Source organism: Streptomyces sp. NPDC059668 (genome assembly GCF_042734135.1).
In the GTDB taxonomy this organism is placed as follows: Bacteria; Actinomycetota; Actinomycetes; order Streptomycetales; family Streptomycetaceae; genus Streptomyces.
Window position 1 is genome coordinate 16965 of the sequence record NZ_JBHWEL010000068.1, and the last position, 17122, is coordinate 34086.

Consider the following 17122-nt stretch of genomic DNA (forward strand, 5'->3'; position numbering starts at 1 on the left):
CTGAGCTGCATTCACTCGGTTACGGGTATTGGGTCCCCCTACGCGGGGAAGATGCGGGATCATGTCTGGCATGACCGAGGTGTCCTCGCTCACAGGGCGGCTGCTCGTGGCCACGCCCGCCCTGGCGGACCCGAACTTCGATCGCGCGGTGGTGCTGCTCCTCGACCACGACGAGGAGGGCTCGCTCGGTGTCGTCCTCAACCGTCCGACCCCGGTGGATGTCAGCGACATCCTGGAGGCCTGGGCGGATCTGGCCGGTGAGCCAGGAGTCGTCTTCCAGGGCGGCCCGGTGTCGTTGGACTCGGCGCTGGGTGTCGCGGTGATCCCGGGCGGCATGGCGTCCGGGGAGCGCGCACCGCTCGGCTGGCGGCGTGTGCACGGCGCGATCGGCCTGGTCGACCTGGAGGCACCGCCCGAACTCCTCGCCTCGGCCCTCGGCTCCCTGAGGATCTTCGCCGGGTACGCGGGCTGGGGCCCCGGCCAGCTGGAGGACGAGCTGGTCGAGGGCGCCTGGTACGTGGTCGAGTCCGAACCCGGAGACGTCTCGTCCCCCTCCCCGGAACGCCTGTGGCGCGAGGTGCTGCGCCGCCAGCGCAACGAACTGGCGATGGTGGCGACATATCCGGACGACCCTTCCCTCAACTGACCGGCGTGCTCCGGCCCGCCTCCAGCACCCGCGCACAGCCCGCCTCCAGCACCCGCGCACAGCCCGCCTCCCGCACCCCGCGCCCGGCCCCGGGCGGGGTCCCCGGCGGGGCGGACGACCGGGAACGCGCGGTCGCTCTTCGTACGGCTGTCCATCTGTGACGCGGGCCCGTCGCTGTAGCGGCGCGTCGTTGATTACCCTTGCTCCCATGAGCACTCTTGAGCCTGAGACCCAGCCCCAGCGCGGCACTGGGACGGGGACCCTCGTGGAGCCGACGCCGCAGGTGTCGCACGGCGACGGGGACCACGAGCGCTTCGCCCACTACGTCCAGAAGGACAAGATCATGGCGAGCGCCCTCGACGGCACGCCCGTCGTGGCCCTCTGCGGCAAGGTGTGGGTCCCGGGCCGCGACCCGAAGAAGTACCCCGTGTGTCCCATGTGCAAGGAGATCTACGAGTCCATGGGCGCCGGTGGCGACAAGGACAAGGGCGGCGACAAGAAGTAGGCGCCTCCGCGCCCTCGTGGCGCGGTTCGCCGCGTGGAGCGAGCAGGACCGCGGCACAGGACCGCGGCATCCCTGAGCGGGGTGCCGCGGTTTCGTCGTGCGCGCGTTGCACGGAGTGCGTCCTGTGGTCACAGAGTGGTGGAGACCTCTTGTGGGCATGTTCATGTACTCCATAGCCTCCGGTGTGTTGTGCAGAGCAAAACCCCCATTGCGCATGTTGCAACGCACCCCCACCGGAGGACGCTCGATGAAGCTCCCGTTGAACCTCTCCATCCGCACGGTGAATCTCTCCGTCCGCACGGCCGCCGCCGCGACGGCACTCGCCGTCGGCGCTCTCACCGCCACCGCGTGCGCCCCCCAGAGCTCCGGCAACTCCGCCTCCGGGAAGGACGAGAAGACCGGGACGCTGCGCGTCTGGCTCTTCCAGGAGGTCAGCAACGCGCCGAAGGAGAAGGTCGTGGACGCCGCCGTCGCCACCTTCGAGAAGGCTCACAAGGACACCAAGGTCACCATCGAGTACATCCCCGTGGAGACCCGCGCCCAGCGCATGAAGGCCGCCTTCAACGACCCGAAGAGCGCCCCGGACGTCATCGAGTACGGCAACACGGACACCGCCGGATACGTCAAGGACGGCGGACTCGCCGACGTCACCGGCGAGTTCGCGGACTGGAGCGAGTCCAAGGACACCGACCCGACGGCCAGGCAGTCGGTGACGGTGGACGGGAAGATCTACGGCGCCCCCTTCTTCGTCGGCGTCCGCGCCCTTTACTACCGCACCGACATCTTCAAGGACCTCGGCATCGAAGTCCCGAGAACCCAGGACCAGTTGGTCGCCGCCGCCCGGCAGGTCCGGGCGGCCGAACCGGACCTGTACGGACTCGCGGTCGGCGGCGCCTACACGTACGGCGCGATGCCGTTCATCTGGTCCCGGGGCGGTGAACTCGCCGAGGGCAAGGGCGGTTCGTACGCGGCGACCATCGACAGCGCCGCCGCCCAGAAGGGCATCAAGACGTACACCTCGCTCTTCGGTGACGACAACTGTCCGGCCGCCAAGTGCGCGGCGATGACCGGCAACGACACGGTCACCGCGTTCTCCTCGGGCAAGGCGGCCATGGCCATCGGGGGCGACTTCAGCCACGCCGCGATCGAGGCCGGGAAGATCAAGGGCAAGTACGCCGTCGTGCCGCTGCCGGGCGTGAAGGCGGGCGAGATCGCCCCGGCGTTCGCGGGTGGCAACAACCTCGGCGTCCTGAAGAGCACCTCGCACCGCACCCTGGCGGTCGGCCTGATGGAGGAGCTGGCGGGCAAGAAGACCCAGGCCGCCCTCTTCGACGCCATGGGGTTTCTGCCCACGTACACCGACGTGCGGGACGACGTGGCCAGGAAGCAGCCGTTCGTCGCGCCCTTCGTGAAGACGCTCGCCTCGGGCGCCCGGTTCGTGCCCGCGTCGCCTGCCTGGTCGCAGATCGACGCCTCGCTCGTCCTGCCGACCATGTTCCAGGAGGTCATCAGCGGCAAGAAGGACGTGCCGGCGGCCTCGAAGGACGCGGCGAAGAAGATGAACGACGCGTTCAGCTCCGCGGGCTGAGCGGATGACCACGCAAGAGGCGGTGGCGGAGCGGGCTCCGGTGACCGAACGGGCGCCCGCCCGGCGCCGGCCCCGCGGTGCCGGCCCAGTCCCCTGGCTCTACCTCGCCCCCGCCCTCGTCGTCCTCGGCGGGCTGCTCGTCTACCCCGTCTACCAGCTCGGCCTGATCTCGCTCCTGAACTACACCCAGGCGCAGGTCAGCGGCGGCGAGCCGACCACCTTCGCGGGCTTCGGCAACTACGCGGAGCTCTTCGCCGACGACCAGTTCTGGCAGGTGCTGGCCGCCACCGTGGTGTTCGCGGCGGCCTGCGTGGTCTCCACGCTGGCCGTCGGCTGCGCGCTCGCCGTGCTCCTCACCCGGGTGCGGGCCCTGCCGCGGCTGGCGCTGATGCTGGCCGCGCTCGGCGCCTGGGCGACCCCCGCCGTCACCGGGTCCACCGTCTGGCTGTTCCTCTTCGACCCCGACTTCGGTCCCGTCGACCGGATGCTCGGCCTCGGGGACCACTCCTGGACGTACGGCCGCTACAGCGCCTTCGCCCTGGTCCTGCTCGAAGTGGTGTGGTGCTCCTTCCCGTTCGTGATGGTGACGGTGTACGCGGGTATCCGCGCCGTACCGGCCGAGGTGCTGGAGGCGGCCGCGCTGGACGGCGCCTCGCAGTGGCGGATCTGGCGCTCGGTGCTCGCGCCGATGCTCCGGCCGATCCTGGTGGTCGTCACCATCCAGTCGGTCATCTGGGACTTCAAGGTCTTCACGCAGATCTACGTGATGACGAACGGGGGCGGTATCGCCGGACAGAACCTCGTGCTGAACGTCTACGCGTACCAGAAGGCGTTCGCCTCCTCGCAGTACGGCCTCGGCTCGGCGATCGGTGTGGTGATGCTGGTGATCCTGCTGGCGGTCACGCTCGGGTACCTGAGGCTGCTGCGCAAGCAGGGGGAGGAACTGTGAGCCTTCCGAGGATCGCCGTACGCCGGCCGTGGCGGCTCGCCGCGGAGGCCTCCGCGCTGCTGATCGCGGTGGCCGTCGCGTTCCCCCTCTACTGGATGGTGCTCAGCGCCTTCAAACCGGCCGGTGAGATCCGGTCCACCGAGCCCCGGCCCTGGACGCTTTCGCCCTCGCTGGATTCCTTCCGGCGTGTCTTCGGGCAGCAGGAATTCGGCCGCTACTTCCTCAACAGTCTGGTGGTGGCCGGCTCGGTCGTCGTCGTCTCGGCGTTGATCGCGTTTCTCGCGGCGACGGCGGTCACGCGATTCCGCTTCCGATTCCGGACCACCCTGTTGATCATGTTCCTGGTCGCGCAGATGGTGCCCGTGGAGGCGCTGACGATCCCCCTCTTCTTCCTCATGCGGGACTTCGGTCAGCTGAACACACTGGGCTCGCTGATCCTGCCCCACATCGCCTTCTCGCTGCCCTTCGCGATCTGGATGCTGCGGGGTTTCGTGAAGGCCGTACCGGACGCGCTGGAGGAGGCCGCGTACATCGACGGGGCGAGCCGCGCGCGATTCCTCTGGCAGATCCTTTTCCCGCTCGTCTTCCCGGGACTGGTGGCCACGAGTGTCTTTTCCTTCATCTCGGCCTGGAACGACTTCCTGTTCGCCAAGTCCTTCATCATCAGCGACACCTCGCAGTCCACCCTGCCGATGGCGCTGCTCGTCTTCTACAAGCCCGACGAGCCGGACTGGGGCGGCGTGATGGCGGCGTCCACGGTGATGACGATTCCCGTGCTGATCTTCTTCGTACTCGTACAGCGACGACTGGTCTCCGGCCTCGGCGGAGCGGTGAAGGACTGATGGACTGATGGACATGACGGATTCCGCACTGATTCCGGCGCCGGGTGCCGTGTGGCGCGTCCCCGGTGCCGGCGACTTCGTCATCGACGGGGCCACCGTGATCGATGCCGGGCCCGGCACGGAGACGACCGCGCGCTGGCTGCGGGCCACGCTCGGCGCCGTGACGGGGTTCGCGCTGGCGCCCGGGGCCGGGGGCGACGGCGGGGTGATCCGCCTGCGTGCCGACCCGCCGGACACGGGTGACCTCGCCGCCGAGGGCTACCGGCTGCACGTCGGCGCGGACGCCGTAGATCTCCGCGGCGGGGGTCCGGCCGGTGTGTTCTGGGGAGCGCAGACGCTGCGTCAGCTGCTCGGCCCGGACGCCTTCCGGCGCGCGCCCCTCGCGCCCGACGCGAGATGGACCGTGCCCGCCGGCTCCGTCGAGGACGCCCCCCGATTCCCCTGGCGCGGTCTCATGCTCGACGTGTCCCGGCACTTCATGCCGAAGGAAGGCGTCCTGCGCTACCTCGACCTGCTGGCCGCGCACAAACTCAACGTCTTCCACTTCCATCTCACCGACGACCAAGGCTGGCGTGTTCAGATCAAACGTTTCCCGAGGCTGACCGAGGTCGGATCCTGGCGGGCGCGCACGAAATTCGGCCACCGCGCCTCGCCGCTGTGGGAGGAGAAGCCGCACGGAGGCTTCTACACCCAGGACGACATCCGCGAGATCGTCGCGTACGCGGCCGAGCGGCATATCGGTGTCGTGCCCGAGATAGACATCCCGGGGCACTCTCAGGCGGCCATCGCCGCGTATCCGGAACTGGGCAACTCCGACGTCGTCGACACCGCCTCGCTCACCGTCTGGGACTCGTGGGGCGTCTCCGAGAACGTACTCGCCCCCACCGACAGCACCCTGCGCTTCTACGAGGGGGTGTTCGAGGAACTCCTCGACCTGTTCCCGGCGGACGCCGGGCCGTTCTCGCACTTCTTCCACATCGGCGGCGACGAGTGCGCCAAGGACCAGTGGGAGCGGTCGCCGGCCGCGCAGGCGCGTATCGAGGAACTGGGGCTCGCGGACGAGGACGAGTTGCAGTCCTGGTTCGTCCGGCATTTCGACAACTGGCTCTCCGCGCGCGGCCGTCGGCTGATCGGCTGGGACGAGATCCTGCAGGGCGGTCTCGCGGACGGCGCGGCGGTCTCCTCGTGGCGCGGGTACCAGGGCGGCATCACGGCCGCCCGCGCGGGCCACGACGTCGTCATGTGCCCCGAGCAGCAGGTGTACTTGGACTACCGCCAGGCCGCCGGCGACGACGAGCCGGTGCCCATCGCGTACGTCCGCACCCTGGAGGACGTCTACCGCTTCGAGCCCGTTCCGTCCGAGCTCACCGAGGCGGAGGCGCGGCATGTGCTGGGCACTCAGGCCAACGCGTGGACCGAGGTGATGGAGGACCCCGCGCGCGTGGACTACCAGGTCTTCCCCCGGCTCGCGGCCTTCGCCGAGGTCGCCTGGAGCGCGCTCCCCGCCCCCGCCGAGCGCGACTTCGCCGGCTTCGAACGGCGGATGGCCGTCCACTACGGGCGACTTGACGCCCTGGGAGTGGCCTACCGGCCGCCCGGAGGGCCGCTTCCGTGGCAGAAGCGCCCCGGGGTGCTCGGACGCCCGATCGAGGGGGCGCCCCCAAACGTGTGAGGCGGCTCCCGGGCGGCGTGTCCCGGGCCGCCGGGCCCGCCACCGGGGCCCGACGAGGAAAAAGGCCCCCAAGGCTCACCGAAGAGTGGCAATTCGCACTGACCGGCGATGCCGTACGAAAACGGACCATCTCCCTGGTGAGAGGGGCGAATGCCTCCTAGCGGACCCCCGCGTCGGGGGCCGGGGAAGATGTGCCAGAGTTGCCACGTCCGCCCTGTCAGCACGTACCGTACGCGCAACACAGGTGGGACCAGGTGGGGCAGCGGGAAGGGGCAGCCGGTTTGACCACGCACGCACCGCAGGCGGCGCAGGCCGTGACGCTGCCCGCCTCGCTGGACGAGGCAGTGGCGGCGCTGGCCGCCATGCCCGCCGCCGTCCCGGTGGCCGGCGGTACCGACCTCATGGCCGCGGTCAACTCCGGCCAGCTGCGGCCCGCCGCGCTCGTCGGCCTCGGCCGGATCAGCGAGATCCGGGGCTGGCAGTACCAGGACGGCCACGCGCTGCTCGGCGCCGGCCTCACCCACGCCCGCATGGGGCGTCCCGACTTCGCCGCCCTCATCCCCGCGCTCGCCGCCGCCGCGCGTGCCGCGGGGCCGCCGCAGATCCGCAACGCGGGCACCCTGGGCGGCAACATCGCCTCGGCCGCGCCCACCGGCGACGCGCTACCCGTGCTGGCCGCCCTGGAGGCCACGCTGGTCATCGCGGGCCAGGGCGGCTCCCGCCGGGAGATCCCGGTGTCGCACCTGCTCGCGGGCATGGAGATGCTGCGCGGCGGTGAACTCATCGGCTACGTCCGCGTTCCGCTGCTGCACGCGCCGCAGGTCTTCCTGAAGGCGACGGGACGCACCGGTCCCGGGCGGGCGATCGCGTCCGTGGCGCTGGTCCTCGACCCGGCCCGCCGCGGCGTGCGGTGCGCCGTCGGTGCCATAGCGCCGATGCCCCTGCGGCCCCTGGACGCGGAGGCATGGGTCGCCCAGCTGATCGACTGGGACAACAACCGCGCCATCGTGCCCGAGGCACTCACCGCGTTCGGCGAGTACGTCGCCGCCGCCTGCATCCCCGACCCGGTCCCGGCCGAGGACGGCTCCGTACAACCGCTTCCGCCCGCCGTACTGCATCTGCGCCGCACCGTCGCCGCGCTGGCCCGACGAGCACTGGGGAGGGCACTGTCGTGACCGACGACCAGCACGAAGAGGGCGCTCCGCAGGGCAGGGGCCGCTGGGACCCCCTCCCGCAGGGCGACTACGACGACGGCGCCACCGCGTTCGTCAAGCTGCCCGAGGGGGGCATCGAGGCCCTCCTCGCCGAACGGGACCGCAACAGCCCGCTCGCGGCGCCCGGACACGGTTACGTGCCCCCGGAGATCACCACGGCGCCCCCGGCGCAGGACCAGGGCGGCACGGGCGCGTGGGACGCGCAGGCCGAGGCGGGCCGGTGGCCCGAGCAGGGCACCGCGCACCAGGACACCAGGCATCACCGGACCACGCACGACGGGTTCTCGTACCACCCCGGCGCCACCGGACAGTGGGACTTCGGGGAGGCCGCCCGGGAGGGCGGCGCCGGCGGTCACCACACGGGCGACGCGCCCGGGCACGACGTCACCGGACAGTGGTCGATCCCGGTCGCCGGAGGTGATCTTCCGGACGAATCGGGCGAGTTCACCACGTCGGCGCTCGTCGAGCAGTGGGGCGGCACCCCGCCCGCCACGCTCCCCGGCGGCGCGTCCGCGCCCTGGGCGACGACGGAGGCCATCGGGGAACCCTGGTCCGCCGCACCGCCGTCGGCCGCTCCTGAGGCCGCTGGGGCCCCCGTGGCGCCCTCGCGGTCTGTACATGCCGAACCGGCCGCCGAGGCCGCCCAGCGGGCCGCGGAGCGCGCCCATGAGGCCTCCGGGCCGGACGCCGGCCGCCCGTCGGCCGAGGGTGATCCCTCCGCGTCCGCCGAAGCACGCGAACCGCACCCCGCCGGGCCGCCCGGCCCCGCCTCCGGCGAGGCCGGCTCCACGGCCCCCGACGACCCCGAGGACGCCCCCCGGGACGCCGCCGACGAGCACTCCGACGCGCCGCCCGCGCACGACGAACACCCCCTCGCCTCCTACGTCCTGCGGGTCAACGGCGCCGACCGCCCGGTGACCGACGCCTGGATCGGCGAGTCGCTGCTCTACGTCCTGCGCGAGCGGCTCGGCCTCGCGGGCGCCAAGGACGGCTGCTCGCAGGGCGAGTGCGGCGCCTGCAACGTGCAGGTGGACGGACGGCTCGTGGCGTCCTGCCTGGTGCCCGGCGTCACCGCCGCGGGCAGCGAGGTGCGCACCGTGGAGGGGCTGGCCGCCGACGGCCGGCCCTCGGACGTGCAGCGCGCGCTGGCCAAGTGCGGCGCGGTGCAATGCGGTTTCTGCGTACCGGGCATGGCCATGACCGTGCACGACCTCCTGGAGGGCAACCCCGCCCCCACCGAACTGGAGGCCCGCCAGGCGCTCTGCGGCAACCTCTGCCGCTGCTCCGGCTACCGGGGGGTCCTGAACGCCGTGCGCGAGGTCGTCGCCGAACGCGAGGCGCACAGCGCGGCCGCCGCCGAGTCCACGCCGGACGCCGACGAGCCGCGCATCCCGCACCAGGCGGGCCCCGGCGCCGGGGGAGTCAACCCGTCGGCGTACGAGGACCCCGCTCCGTACGACGCCCAGGCGCCGTACGAGCAGCCGTACGGCCAGGACGGAGGCCAGGCGTGAGCAACGAGACCGTGACCACGGCCGCCGCGGCGACCGACACCGGACCGGAGCCGCTGCCGCACGGGCTCGGCGTGTCGCTGCCCGCCGCGGAGGCCCGCGCCAAGACGGAGGGCACCTTCCCGTACGCGGCCGACCTGTGGGCCGAGGGGCTGCTCTGGGCGGCCGTCCTCAGGTCGCCCCACCCGCACGCGCGCATCGTGTCGATCGACACCAGCCACGCGCGCGAGATGCCCGGCGTTCGCGCGGTCATCACCCACGAGGACGTGCCCGGCGCCGCTCTGCACGGCCGCGGCAGAGCCGACCGTCCCGTCTTCGCCTCCGAGGTCGTGCGCCACCACGGCGAGCCCATCGCCGCCGTCGCCGCCGACCACCCGGACACCGCCCGGATGGCCGCGGCCGCCGTCATCGTCGAGTACGAGGTCCTCGAACCGGTCACCGACCCCGAGCAGGCCTTCGAGGCCGAACCGCTGCACCCCGACGGCAACCTCATCCGGCACATCCCGCTGCGCCACGGCGACCCCGACGCGGCGGGCGAGATCGTCGTCGAGGGCCTCTACCGCATCGGCCGCCAGGACCCCGCCCCGATCGGCGCGGAGGCCGGCCTCGCCGTGCCCCGCCCCGACGGCGGGGTGGAGCTCTACATCGCCTCCACCGACCCGCACACCGACCGCGACACGGCCGCCGCCTGCTACGGCCTGGAGCCCGAGCGCGTGAAGGTCGTCGTCACCGGCGTGCCCGGCGCCACCGCGGACCGCGAGGACCAGGGCTTCCAGCTCCCCCTCGGACTGCTGGCGCTGAAGACCGGCTGCCCGGTGAAACTCACCGCTACGCGCGAGGAGTCCTTCCTCGGCCACGCCCACCGCCACCCCACCCTGCTGCGCTACCGCCACCACGCGGACGGCGACGGCAAGCTGGTCAAGGTCGAGGCGCAGATCCTGCTCGACGCGGGCGCCTACGCCGACACGTCCTCGGAGTCCCTGGCCGCGGCGGTCTCCTTCGCCTGCGGCCCCTACGTCGTCCCGAACGCCTTCATCGAGGGCTGGGCCGTACGCACCAACAACCCGCCCTCCGGCCATGTGCGCGGCGAGGGCGCCATGCAGGTCTGCGCCGCCTACGAGGCGCAGATGGACAAGCTGGCGAAGAAACTCGGCGTGGACCCGGCGGAGCTGCGCCTGCGCAACGCGATGGCCACCGGCGACGTGCTGCCGACCGGCCAGACGGTGACCTGCCCCGCCCCGGTCGCGGAACTCCTCCAGGCCGTACGGGACTTCCCGCTCCCCGCCCTCCCCAAGGACACGCCCGAGGACGAGTGGCTGCTCCCCGGCGGCCCCGAGGGCGCGGGCGAGCCCGGCGCCGTGCGCCGCGGTGTCGGCTACGGCCTCGGCATGGTCCACATGCTCGGCGCGGAGGGCACGGACGAGGTCTCCACCGCCACGGTCAAGGTCCACGACGGTGTCGCCACGGTGCTCTGCGCGGCCGTCGAGACCGGTCAGGGCTTCACCACGCTGGCCCGGCAGATCGTCCAGGAGACGCTCGGCATCGACGAGGTGCACGTCGCACCGGTCGACACCGACCAGCCGCCCGCCGGACCGAGCTGCCGGGGCCGCCACACCTGGGTGTCGGGCGGAGCGGTCGAACGCGCGGCGAAGATGGTCCGCACGCAGCTGCTCCAGCCCCTGGCGCACAAGTTCGGCATGTCCACCGAGCTGCTCCAGATCACCGACGGCAAGATCACGTCGTACGACGGCGTGCTCTCCACGACCGTCACCGAGGCCATGGACGGCAAGGAGCTGTGGGCCACGGCGCAGTGCCGCCCGCACCCGACCGAGCCGCTCGACGCCGCGGGACAGGGCGACGCCTTCGTGGGCCTCGCCTTCTGCGCGATCCGCGCGGTGGTGGACGTGGACATCGAGCTGGGCTCGGTACGGGTCGTCGAGCTCGCTCTCGCCCAGGACGTCGGCCGGATCCTCAACCCGGCGCAGCTCACGGCCCGGATCGAGGCAGGCGTCACCCAGGGCGTCGGCGCGGCGCTCTCCGAGAACCTGCGCACCGCGCGCGGCCTGGTCCGCCACCCCGACCTGACCGGCTACGCCCTGCCGACCGCCCTGGACGCGCCCGACATCCGCATCGTCAAGCTCGTCGAGGAGCGGGACGTCGTCGCGCCCTTCGGCGCGAAGGCGGTCAGCGCGGTGCCGGTCGTGACCTCCCCGGCCGCCGTCGCGTCGGCCGTACGGGCGGCGACCGGGCGTCCGGTCAACCGCCTGCCGATCCGCCCGCAGGCCGCGGTGGTGACGACCGCATGACCACGACCGGGCCCCTCGGGGACGAACCCCGGCAGCAGCGGGACGGCGACGGGGACCTGCCGCGCTTCGAACCCCCGCCCGGCATCGGCAAGCTGATGATCTGGGTGCTGCTGTTCTTCGTGGCGGCCCTGGCGGTCGTCCTGGGCGGCGTGTACTTCACCTGAGGGCGCCGGCCGCGGGCCGGACGTTCCGCGTGCGGGACGCCCGGGCGACCGCGTGCCCCGGGAAGTGATCTTCCGCGCCGTGATCTCCCGCGCCGCGATCTCTCGCGCCCGACACGGGGCGGTGGGGCGTCCGCGCCGGGCGCCGGGTCCTGCCGAAGGTGGCTTGAACCGGCGTGTTTCCCGGCTGTGCCCACCGTGTGCCTGCATGTTTCCGGCGTTGTCAGTGGAGCGGCGTATGGTTCTCGGTCAGTGGGGAACAGCCGCTGGGCGGTGGGGTGTTCCCCGGGGGAAGCACACAAGCGTTCACATGCGCGGGGGAGCCATGAGTACGACTGACACCGATGTCGTCGGCGCGATCACGCTGACCGAGGGCGAGCTGGATCCGTACATCACACACGCGGGCACACGGCACTGGCTGACGGGTCCCGGACTGCCCTCCGAGGGCACCCTGCTGGAGTTCGGCACCCTGCGGAAGCACGGTCTGCGCAGGGTGACGGACCTGGCCGGGGACGCCGACAAGCTCGCCGAGGAGCTCCGGGACCAGCTGGTCATCGGGGCGCTGCGGACCTTCGACCGGGACCTGGAGTCGATCGTGCTGGACGGGGCGACCGGGAGGGTCGCCACGATGTACCTCTCCTCCCGTCCCGTCCTGACGGACCTCGCCCCGCTGGCCCCGTCGCTGGCGGCGCTGGTGCGTTTCGCGGCGGCGACGGAGGAACTGACCGCGTCCCGGGGGCAGTTCGCGTCCCAAGGCGGCCGGTTCGGTCCGAAGGCGGTCACGGAGGCCTCCGAGTCGCTGACCGAGGTCTTCGAGACGGGCGCGGGCGGCGAGGTGGCGGCGTACTGGCGGATGGCCGCGCTGATCCGCCCCCTCGCGCGGATCGCTGGCCCCGGCGAGGGGGTCCTGCTCGACCTGCCGCAGCGGCTCCTGGACGAGGAGTTCGGTCCGGGCGCGATCATGCGCTTCGAGGACGTCGACTTCCCGCCCGCGCTGGTGCACGAGCCGACGCGCCGCTTCCTGCGCGAGACGGGCCTGCCGGAGGACGGCCTGCTCTTCCAGCTGGACACGGAGGTGCCGCTGCCCGCCCTCACCGAGTACTACGCGGACGAGCGCCCCGAGGAGTTCACCGCCGAGGAACTGCCCGTGACGGCGGACCGGCTCATACGCCTCGGCTATCTCGTGGAGGACACCAGCCTCGTCGTGGACGGCGCTACAGGCGCGGTCCTCGCCTGGAGCGAGCCGGACGCCACGCTGCGCCCGCTCAACGCCGACATCTCCACGCTCGCCTTCACCCTCTGGCTGCTGCACCGCGAGAAGTCGATCGACGCGGCGTACGACCTCACCGACTCCTATGAGCAGCTAGCCGCCACCATGGCCCAGACCCTCGCCGCGGTCGACCCGGTCGCCTGCGACCCGACCCCGAAGCTGGACGGCGACGACGGCCTGCGCTACTGGCCGGGGATATTCGAGGACCAGGCGGGCGGCACGCTGTACGCGTAGCCCTGCGGGGCGGATGGGGGGCCGACGGGGGTGGGCGCGGGGCGGGGCGCTGGGCCCGGGGTGCACGCTGCGGGCCGGGCTGCGTCGGGTCGGGCCGGGCCGGGCCGGGTCACGTAGTGCCGCGACGAGAGACGCCCCCCGTGACGGGGCGGATTCGCTTCTGTCCACGCAGCTCGGCCCGGGCAGCTCGGCCCAGGCGGCTCGGCCCAGGCGGCTCGGTCCGGGTGGCTCGGCGCCCGCGACGAGACGCGTTCCCGCCGGGACGGGACGGTTTCACGTGCCCGGGCACGCGCGGCGCCCGCGTCGCACAAGGCCGGGACGGCCCCGGACGGTCGGTCCCCCGGAGGCGGGCCGTACCGGCCTCGGGTCGTCGGCACGGGCCGGCCGCCCTGTCGGGACCGGAGGGGCTGGTCCGTGGTCCGCGGTAGGGGCGTCCGATTCGGCAGGGTATTTGTGGGTATTTGGGTGATATGAGTACTGCATCGATGGAGATGATGGCAGCGCCCAGCGGTCTGCTCAGCCTCGGGCTGTTCCTGGTCGCCGTGGCCCTCGTGACGTTGCTGGCCGGCAGCCTCTGGCTGGGCTGCCGCATACGGGCGAGCCAACAGCTCCCACGCCCCGAGGAGCACCCGCAGCTGCCACCGGAGGGCGCGGTCCACGAGGTCCGTGAGATGCGCGAGTCGGCGGAGATCCCCAAGGTGGACAAGAGCGGGCATGCCCTCACCCCGTACGAGCTGTCCCACTCGTCCAGGCCGAGCGCGTCGCAAGAACGGCGACGCTGGGCCGAGGGCGGCAGCGGCTCGTTCGGCAGCGGAGGCCTGGGCCCCCACTGAGACGCCCACCATCGACTGAGAACCGAGACGCCCCACCCGAGCGTCCCCACCGGGACACCGGCCCACCGACACCGGGGCCCGCGCGCACCTATCACGCGCGGAGCCCCGTTCGCCTGCCCCGACGCGGGGGACCGGCGGACTCTGGAGGCCGTGACGGGAATTGAACCCGCGTAACTCGCTTTGCAGGTCTGTCTGTGCTGGTTAGGGCATGATCCGGGCACGTGCAGCGTAGTTCGTTCCCGTACGGACGCCGTGCCTACACCTGCAGACTGAACAGCTCTGAATGGCCGCGTGCGGCGATGAACGAGACGGAAGCTGAGACGGGGGCGGGGGCAAGTCGCGGGGGGAGGTGGGGGCGTCGCTACTCTTCACGGCATCCAGCATTGAGACCAGGGGGGACATGTGGTGTACGCCGTACCCGTCGTGGCCGCTCTCATCGGTGGGCTGAGCGGCGGCACGCTGGCGCCGTGGGCGAGGACCTACTTCGATCACCATACCGACAGGCGTCGGGCATGCGATCGAACCATCACAGCCGTCAAGATCGTGCTGTACGCATCGACGGCACCTGTGCACGTGGATCCAGTGATGCTCGGGGGCGGCGAACGGGCCCGCGAGTCAACGAGCGCCTTCCCGTCCAGCGCGTGGAGTGGTTCCTTGACTCCACGCACGAGATGCGTAAGGCGATTGCGGAACTGGAGCCGCACTACAAGGTGCGGTGGGACCCAGACCGCTATCAGCTCACTGAGGAATAGCTGGCAGGCCTCGCTGATCAGCTTCAAAGTGCCAGATGAGAAGGGGACGGCCTCGGTGCGGCAGCGCGACGATGGCCTACAGCACCTTCGTCTGTAGTGGTCCGAAGGATGTTCCTAGGGGATGCTGTAACAGCTAGCATGCCATCCAAAAGACGCCAGGGCTCGGATCAAGATCATATGAGGGAAGGAGTCAGGTGGACAACCCGGAGCTGGCCAGCGACGCCATGGCGGTCGTAGTGCTGGGCGAGTTCGACCCGCTCCTCGTCACGCCACGTTGGCTACGGCAGATGGATTTGATCGGCCCGGAGGACTACGAGTCCTATCAGATAGAACTGATTAGCCCCAAAGCCTCCGTTGTGAACTTTGGTTCGATTCAACTCAAGGTAGTTCCCGATACCCTTGAAGTTAATACCGAAGAAGCCAATGACGTAGAGGCAGCGCGAGATCTGGCGACTGGGATTCTCCTTTCAGGAGGAACTCCGACTATTAGTGCGTTGGGCATCAATCGCACCGTTCACTTTTCGACCCCATTCGATGCATGGCATGCTATTGGAGATGCGCTGACACCTAAAGAAGCGTGGAATGACGTGCTGCATTTGCCTGGAATGATGAGCGTCGGCCTCATGGGGGCGCGAGACGACGGATACAGCGGCAGCGTCAACGTCAATGTGCAGCCGTCTGCTGCTGTGCGGCCGGGTGTGTTTGTGTCCATTAATGATCACTACACGCTCACCCACGCCGACTCGCCCACGCAGCGGTTCGAGCCGGCGCCCCCTGAGCAGACGGATTTGGATCGGTCGCCTGAAAAGATCACCGTCGCGACGAAGATTTTGACTGAAGGGTTCAGCATTTCTCGCGGACGCGCTCAGGCCGTTATTGATCGCGTCGCCTCTCTCGGAGAGTCAACAGGGGGAAGTCAATGAGAACCGTTACGCCATTTGTGCCTCTAACCCAGTCAGCAGGTAGCGGATTCGACGCTGAAACGACTGCCATTCCTCTGCCTCCCCGGGGCACAGAGGCTCTCTCGTTGACTGTCGCGCTGACTCCTCCAACTATTGAGCCTTCGGGTGCGGTGAGGGAAGTGCAGACTCTCACAGAGGCCGGACAGCCCGATACGGGGCCGTCTACGTGGAGCACTCAAGCGCTGCATGCGCGCCCGCGTTCCTCGCGTACCGTTACGGGGCTCAGTAAATGGGAGGGGAAGATCCTCGTGGTCGATGAGGACTTCTTTACCGCCGAGCTCTATCCGATTGATCGCGAAGGTATGCCTATTACGGCAGACTTCGATCGAGAATTGCTCGGATGCGATGCAGACGGCGTAGTCCCGGGTGACGTTTTCTATCTATCGGTACGCAAGGTGACGTCGCCTGGAATTCGGCCGACTCTCACCGAGAGTCTGCGACTCCGGAGGCTTGGGCGCATCACCCAGAAGGAAGTGCAGAACGTGTACGATAAGGCCGACGCACTCATGGAGCGCCTTGAGCAGCTTTTCGACTGAGCCTCCTCCGCTCGATGTGTTCGAGGTTTCGCTATTTGGTCCTGGCAAGGGTGAGTCAGTTGTTGTGCACCTCGGTGGACGTCGATGGATGGTAGTAGATTCCTGTCGTGATCAACGCACTCGCGGGGTCGCTGCTTTGGACTACCTTCGCGGAATGGGCGTCGATCTCGCCACTGAAGTTCTCGCGGTTGTGGCCACCCACGCGCACGATGACCATTTTGATGGGATCGCGGAGGTCGTCGAAGCTTGCTCTGCGGCCACCGTCGTCACTTCGCATGCATTGATGAACCGTGAATTTCTGGCGCTCGTTGAAGCTGAACGCGAGATCGCAGGAGTCACCAACACGGCCGCATACAAAGAATATCGGCGCATTTTCGAGATCATCGAACGGCGGAGAAGAGAGACAGGAAAGGTGCCTGGCCGCCGCGCCGAAGAGAATAAAATCCTGCTCGACTTGTCCGCTCAGGGTGCTGCGCCTGCGACAAGGGTTACAGCGCTATCGCCGTCAGAACATGGGGTATACAGGGCGCAACAGGTGCTCGCAAAAAATCATCTGTTCGCGCTGGGTGAGCGAACTCGCCGTTCAACTTATGATCCCAACGAGGCTTCTATTGCGTTGTGGGTAGCCGCAGGCGAGATAAACGTGCTGCTTGGCGCAGATATCCTCCGAGGGCCTGAGGGGTGTGGTTGGGGGGCGGTTTTGCAAAGTTTCACCCCTACGCAACCTGCGACCCTTTACAAGGCTGCGCACCATGGTTCGAAGACATCTCACCACGAAGGGCTGTGGAGCGATCTACTGGCCGACAACCCAGTTGTATTGATTGCCCCGTTTCGTGGAGGGAATGTGAGTATCCCTAGCGAAGAGGAAATTGCCTACTTCGCAAGTCGCACCGACAAGGCGTGGATTACTTCCCCGCGTAACCCTACTCCGAATAAGGCCTTCAGGAGGGAAGCGGCCAAACTTGGATCCATGGCGAAGAATCCCCGTGACCCCTACGGCATTATTGGACATCTACGCGCAAGGGTTTCGTTGGCCGGCGGAGGGTGGCAGGTGGATAACTTCGCCCCGGCTTCCAAGCTGAGGGAAACCACCTAGAGTTGTCCCGTGATCCGCATTAAAGAATGCTGGGATACTGAACGACAC

General features: G+C 69.8%; 15 protein-coding genes. All 15 read left to right on the forward strand.

Annotated elements, in window-relative coordinates:
• Positions 1-70: 70 nt before the first annotated feature.
• Entirely contained in the window at positions 71-646 is a 576-nt protein-coding gene (locus tag ACFV2J_RS33800; RefSeq protein ID WP_266699464.1) for a YqgE/AlgH family protein, read from the forward strand.
• Between the two features lie 208 nt (positions 647-854).
• Positions 855-1151 (forward strand): DUF3039 domain-containing protein, encoded by a 297-nt coding sequence (locus ACFV2J_RS33805; protein ID WP_010986534.1) that lies wholly within the window; start codon positions 855-857, stop codon positions 1149-1151.
• A gap of 280 nt (positions 1152-1431) precedes the next feature.
• Positions 1432-2739: an extracellular solute-binding protein gene (locus tag ACFV2J_RS33810; RefSeq protein ID WP_385082926.1), complete on the forward strand. Its 1308-nt coding sequence runs from the start codon at positions 1432-1434 to the stop codon at positions 2737-2739.
• Positions 2740-2743: 4 nt separating this feature from the next.
• Positions 2744-3688 carry a carbohydrate ABC transporter permease gene (locus tag ACFV2J_RS33815; protein WP_385082897.1) on the forward strand — a complete coding sequence of 315 codons (945 nt, stop codon included), beginning with the start codon at positions 2744-2746 and terminating at the stop codon, positions 3686-3688.
• Positions 3685-4530 carry a carbohydrate ABC transporter permease gene (locus tag ACFV2J_RS33820; protein ID WP_385082899.1) on the forward strand — a complete coding sequence of 282 codons (846 nt, stop codon included), beginning with the start codon at positions 3685-3687 and terminating at the stop codon, positions 4528-4530. Before ACFV2J_RS33815 ends, ACFV2J_RS33820 begins: the two co-directional genes overlap by 4 nt.
• 13 nt (positions 4531-4543) lie before the next feature.
• Complete coding sequence (locus ACFV2J_RS33825; RefSeq protein ID WP_385082901.1) at positions 4544-6202, forward strand: beta-N-acetylhexosaminidase; 1659 nt, start codon at positions 4544-4546, stop codon at positions 6200-6202.
• 281 nt (positions 6203-6483) lie between these two features.
• Positions 6484-7377 carry a xanthine dehydrogenase family protein subunit M gene (locus ACFV2J_RS33830; protein ID WP_266699461.1) on the forward strand — a complete coding sequence of 298 codons (894 nt, stop codon included), beginning with the start codon at positions 6484-6486 and terminating at the stop codon, positions 7375-7377.
• The gene (locus ACFV2J_RS33835) at positions 7374-8927 is read left to right on the forward strand and encodes a (2Fe-2S)-binding protein (RefSeq protein WP_385082902.1); all 1554 of its coding nucleotides are present in this window, start codon (positions 7374-7376) and stop codon (positions 8925-8927) included. Before ACFV2J_RS33830 ends, ACFV2J_RS33835 begins: the two co-directional genes overlap by 4 nt.
• Positions 8924-11230, forward strand: coding sequence for a xanthine dehydrogenase family protein molybdopterin-binding subunit (locus tag ACFV2J_RS33840; protein WP_385082903.1), 2307 nt, complete (start codon positions 8924-8926; stop codon positions 11228-11230). Before ACFV2J_RS33835 ends, ACFV2J_RS33840 begins: the two co-directional genes overlap by 4 nt.
• Positions 11227-11394: a hypothetical protein gene (locus ACFV2J_RS33845; protein ID WP_385082905.1), complete on the forward strand. Its 168-nt coding sequence runs from the start codon at positions 11227-11229 to the stop codon at positions 11392-11394. Before ACFV2J_RS33840 ends, ACFV2J_RS33845 begins: the two co-directional genes overlap by 4 nt.
• A gap of 322 nt (positions 11395-11716) precedes the next feature.
• Positions 11717-12895, forward strand: a complete 1179-nt coding sequence (locus ACFV2J_RS33850) for an SUKH-4 family immunity protein (RefSeq protein WP_385082906.1) — start codon at positions 11717-11719, stop codon at positions 12893-12895.
• A 470-nt stretch (positions 12896-13365) separates the two neighbouring features.
• Positions 13366-13728, forward strand: coding sequence for a DUF6479 family protein (locus tag ACFV2J_RS33855; protein ID WP_385082907.1), 363 nt, complete (start codon positions 13366-13368; stop codon positions 13726-13728).
• 946 nt (positions 13729-14674) lie between these two features.
• Complete coding sequence (locus ACFV2J_RS33860) at positions 14675-15403, forward strand: hypothetical protein (protein ID WP_385082908.1); 729 nt, start codon at positions 14675-14677, stop codon at positions 15401-15403.
• Between the two features lie 287 nt (positions 15404-15690).
• Positions 15691-15978, forward strand: a complete 288-nt coding sequence (locus ACFV2J_RS33865; protein ID WP_385082909.1) for a hypothetical protein — start codon at positions 15691-15693, stop codon at positions 15976-15978.
• Positions 15979-15994: 16 nt separating this feature from the next.
• Positions 15995-17074: an MBL fold metallo-hydrolase gene (locus ACFV2J_RS33870; protein ID WP_385082927.1), complete on the forward strand. Its 1080-nt coding sequence runs from the start codon at positions 15995-15997 to the stop codon at positions 17072-17074.
• The last annotated feature ends 48 nt before the right edge of the window (positions 17075-17122 follow it).

What these genes read in the sequence shown, in the direction of transcription:
- ACFV2J_RS33800 (WP_266699464.1), top strand. Translation starts at nt 71, where the DNA reads ATGACCGAGGTGTCCTCGCTCACAGGGCGGCTGCTCGTGGCCACGCCC.
- ACFV2J_RS33805 (WP_010986534.1), top strand. Translation starts at nt 855, where the DNA reads ATGAGCACTCTTGAGCCTGAGACCCAGCCCCAGCGCGGCACTGGGACG.
- ACFV2J_RS33815 (WP_385082897.1), top strand. Translation starts at nt 2,744, where the DNA reads ATGACCACGCAAGAGGCGGTGGCGGAGCGGGCTCCGGTGACCGAACGG.
- ACFV2J_RS33825 (WP_385082901.1), top strand. Translation starts at nt 4,544, where the DNA reads ATGACGGATTCCGCACTGATTCCGGCGCCGGGTGCCGTGTGGCGCGTC.
- ACFV2J_RS33845 (WP_385082905.1), top strand. Translation starts at nt 11,227, where the DNA reads ATGACCACGACCGGGCCCCTCGGGGACGAACCCCGGCAGCAGCGGGAC.
- ACFV2J_RS33850 (WP_385082906.1), top strand. Translation starts at nt 11,717, where the DNA reads ATGAGTACGACTGACACCGATGTCGTCGGCGCGATCACGCTGACCGAG.
- ACFV2J_RS33855 (WP_385082907.1), top strand. Translation starts at nt 13,366, where the DNA reads ATGAGTACTGCATCGATGGAGATGATGGCAGCGCCCAGCGGTCTGCTC.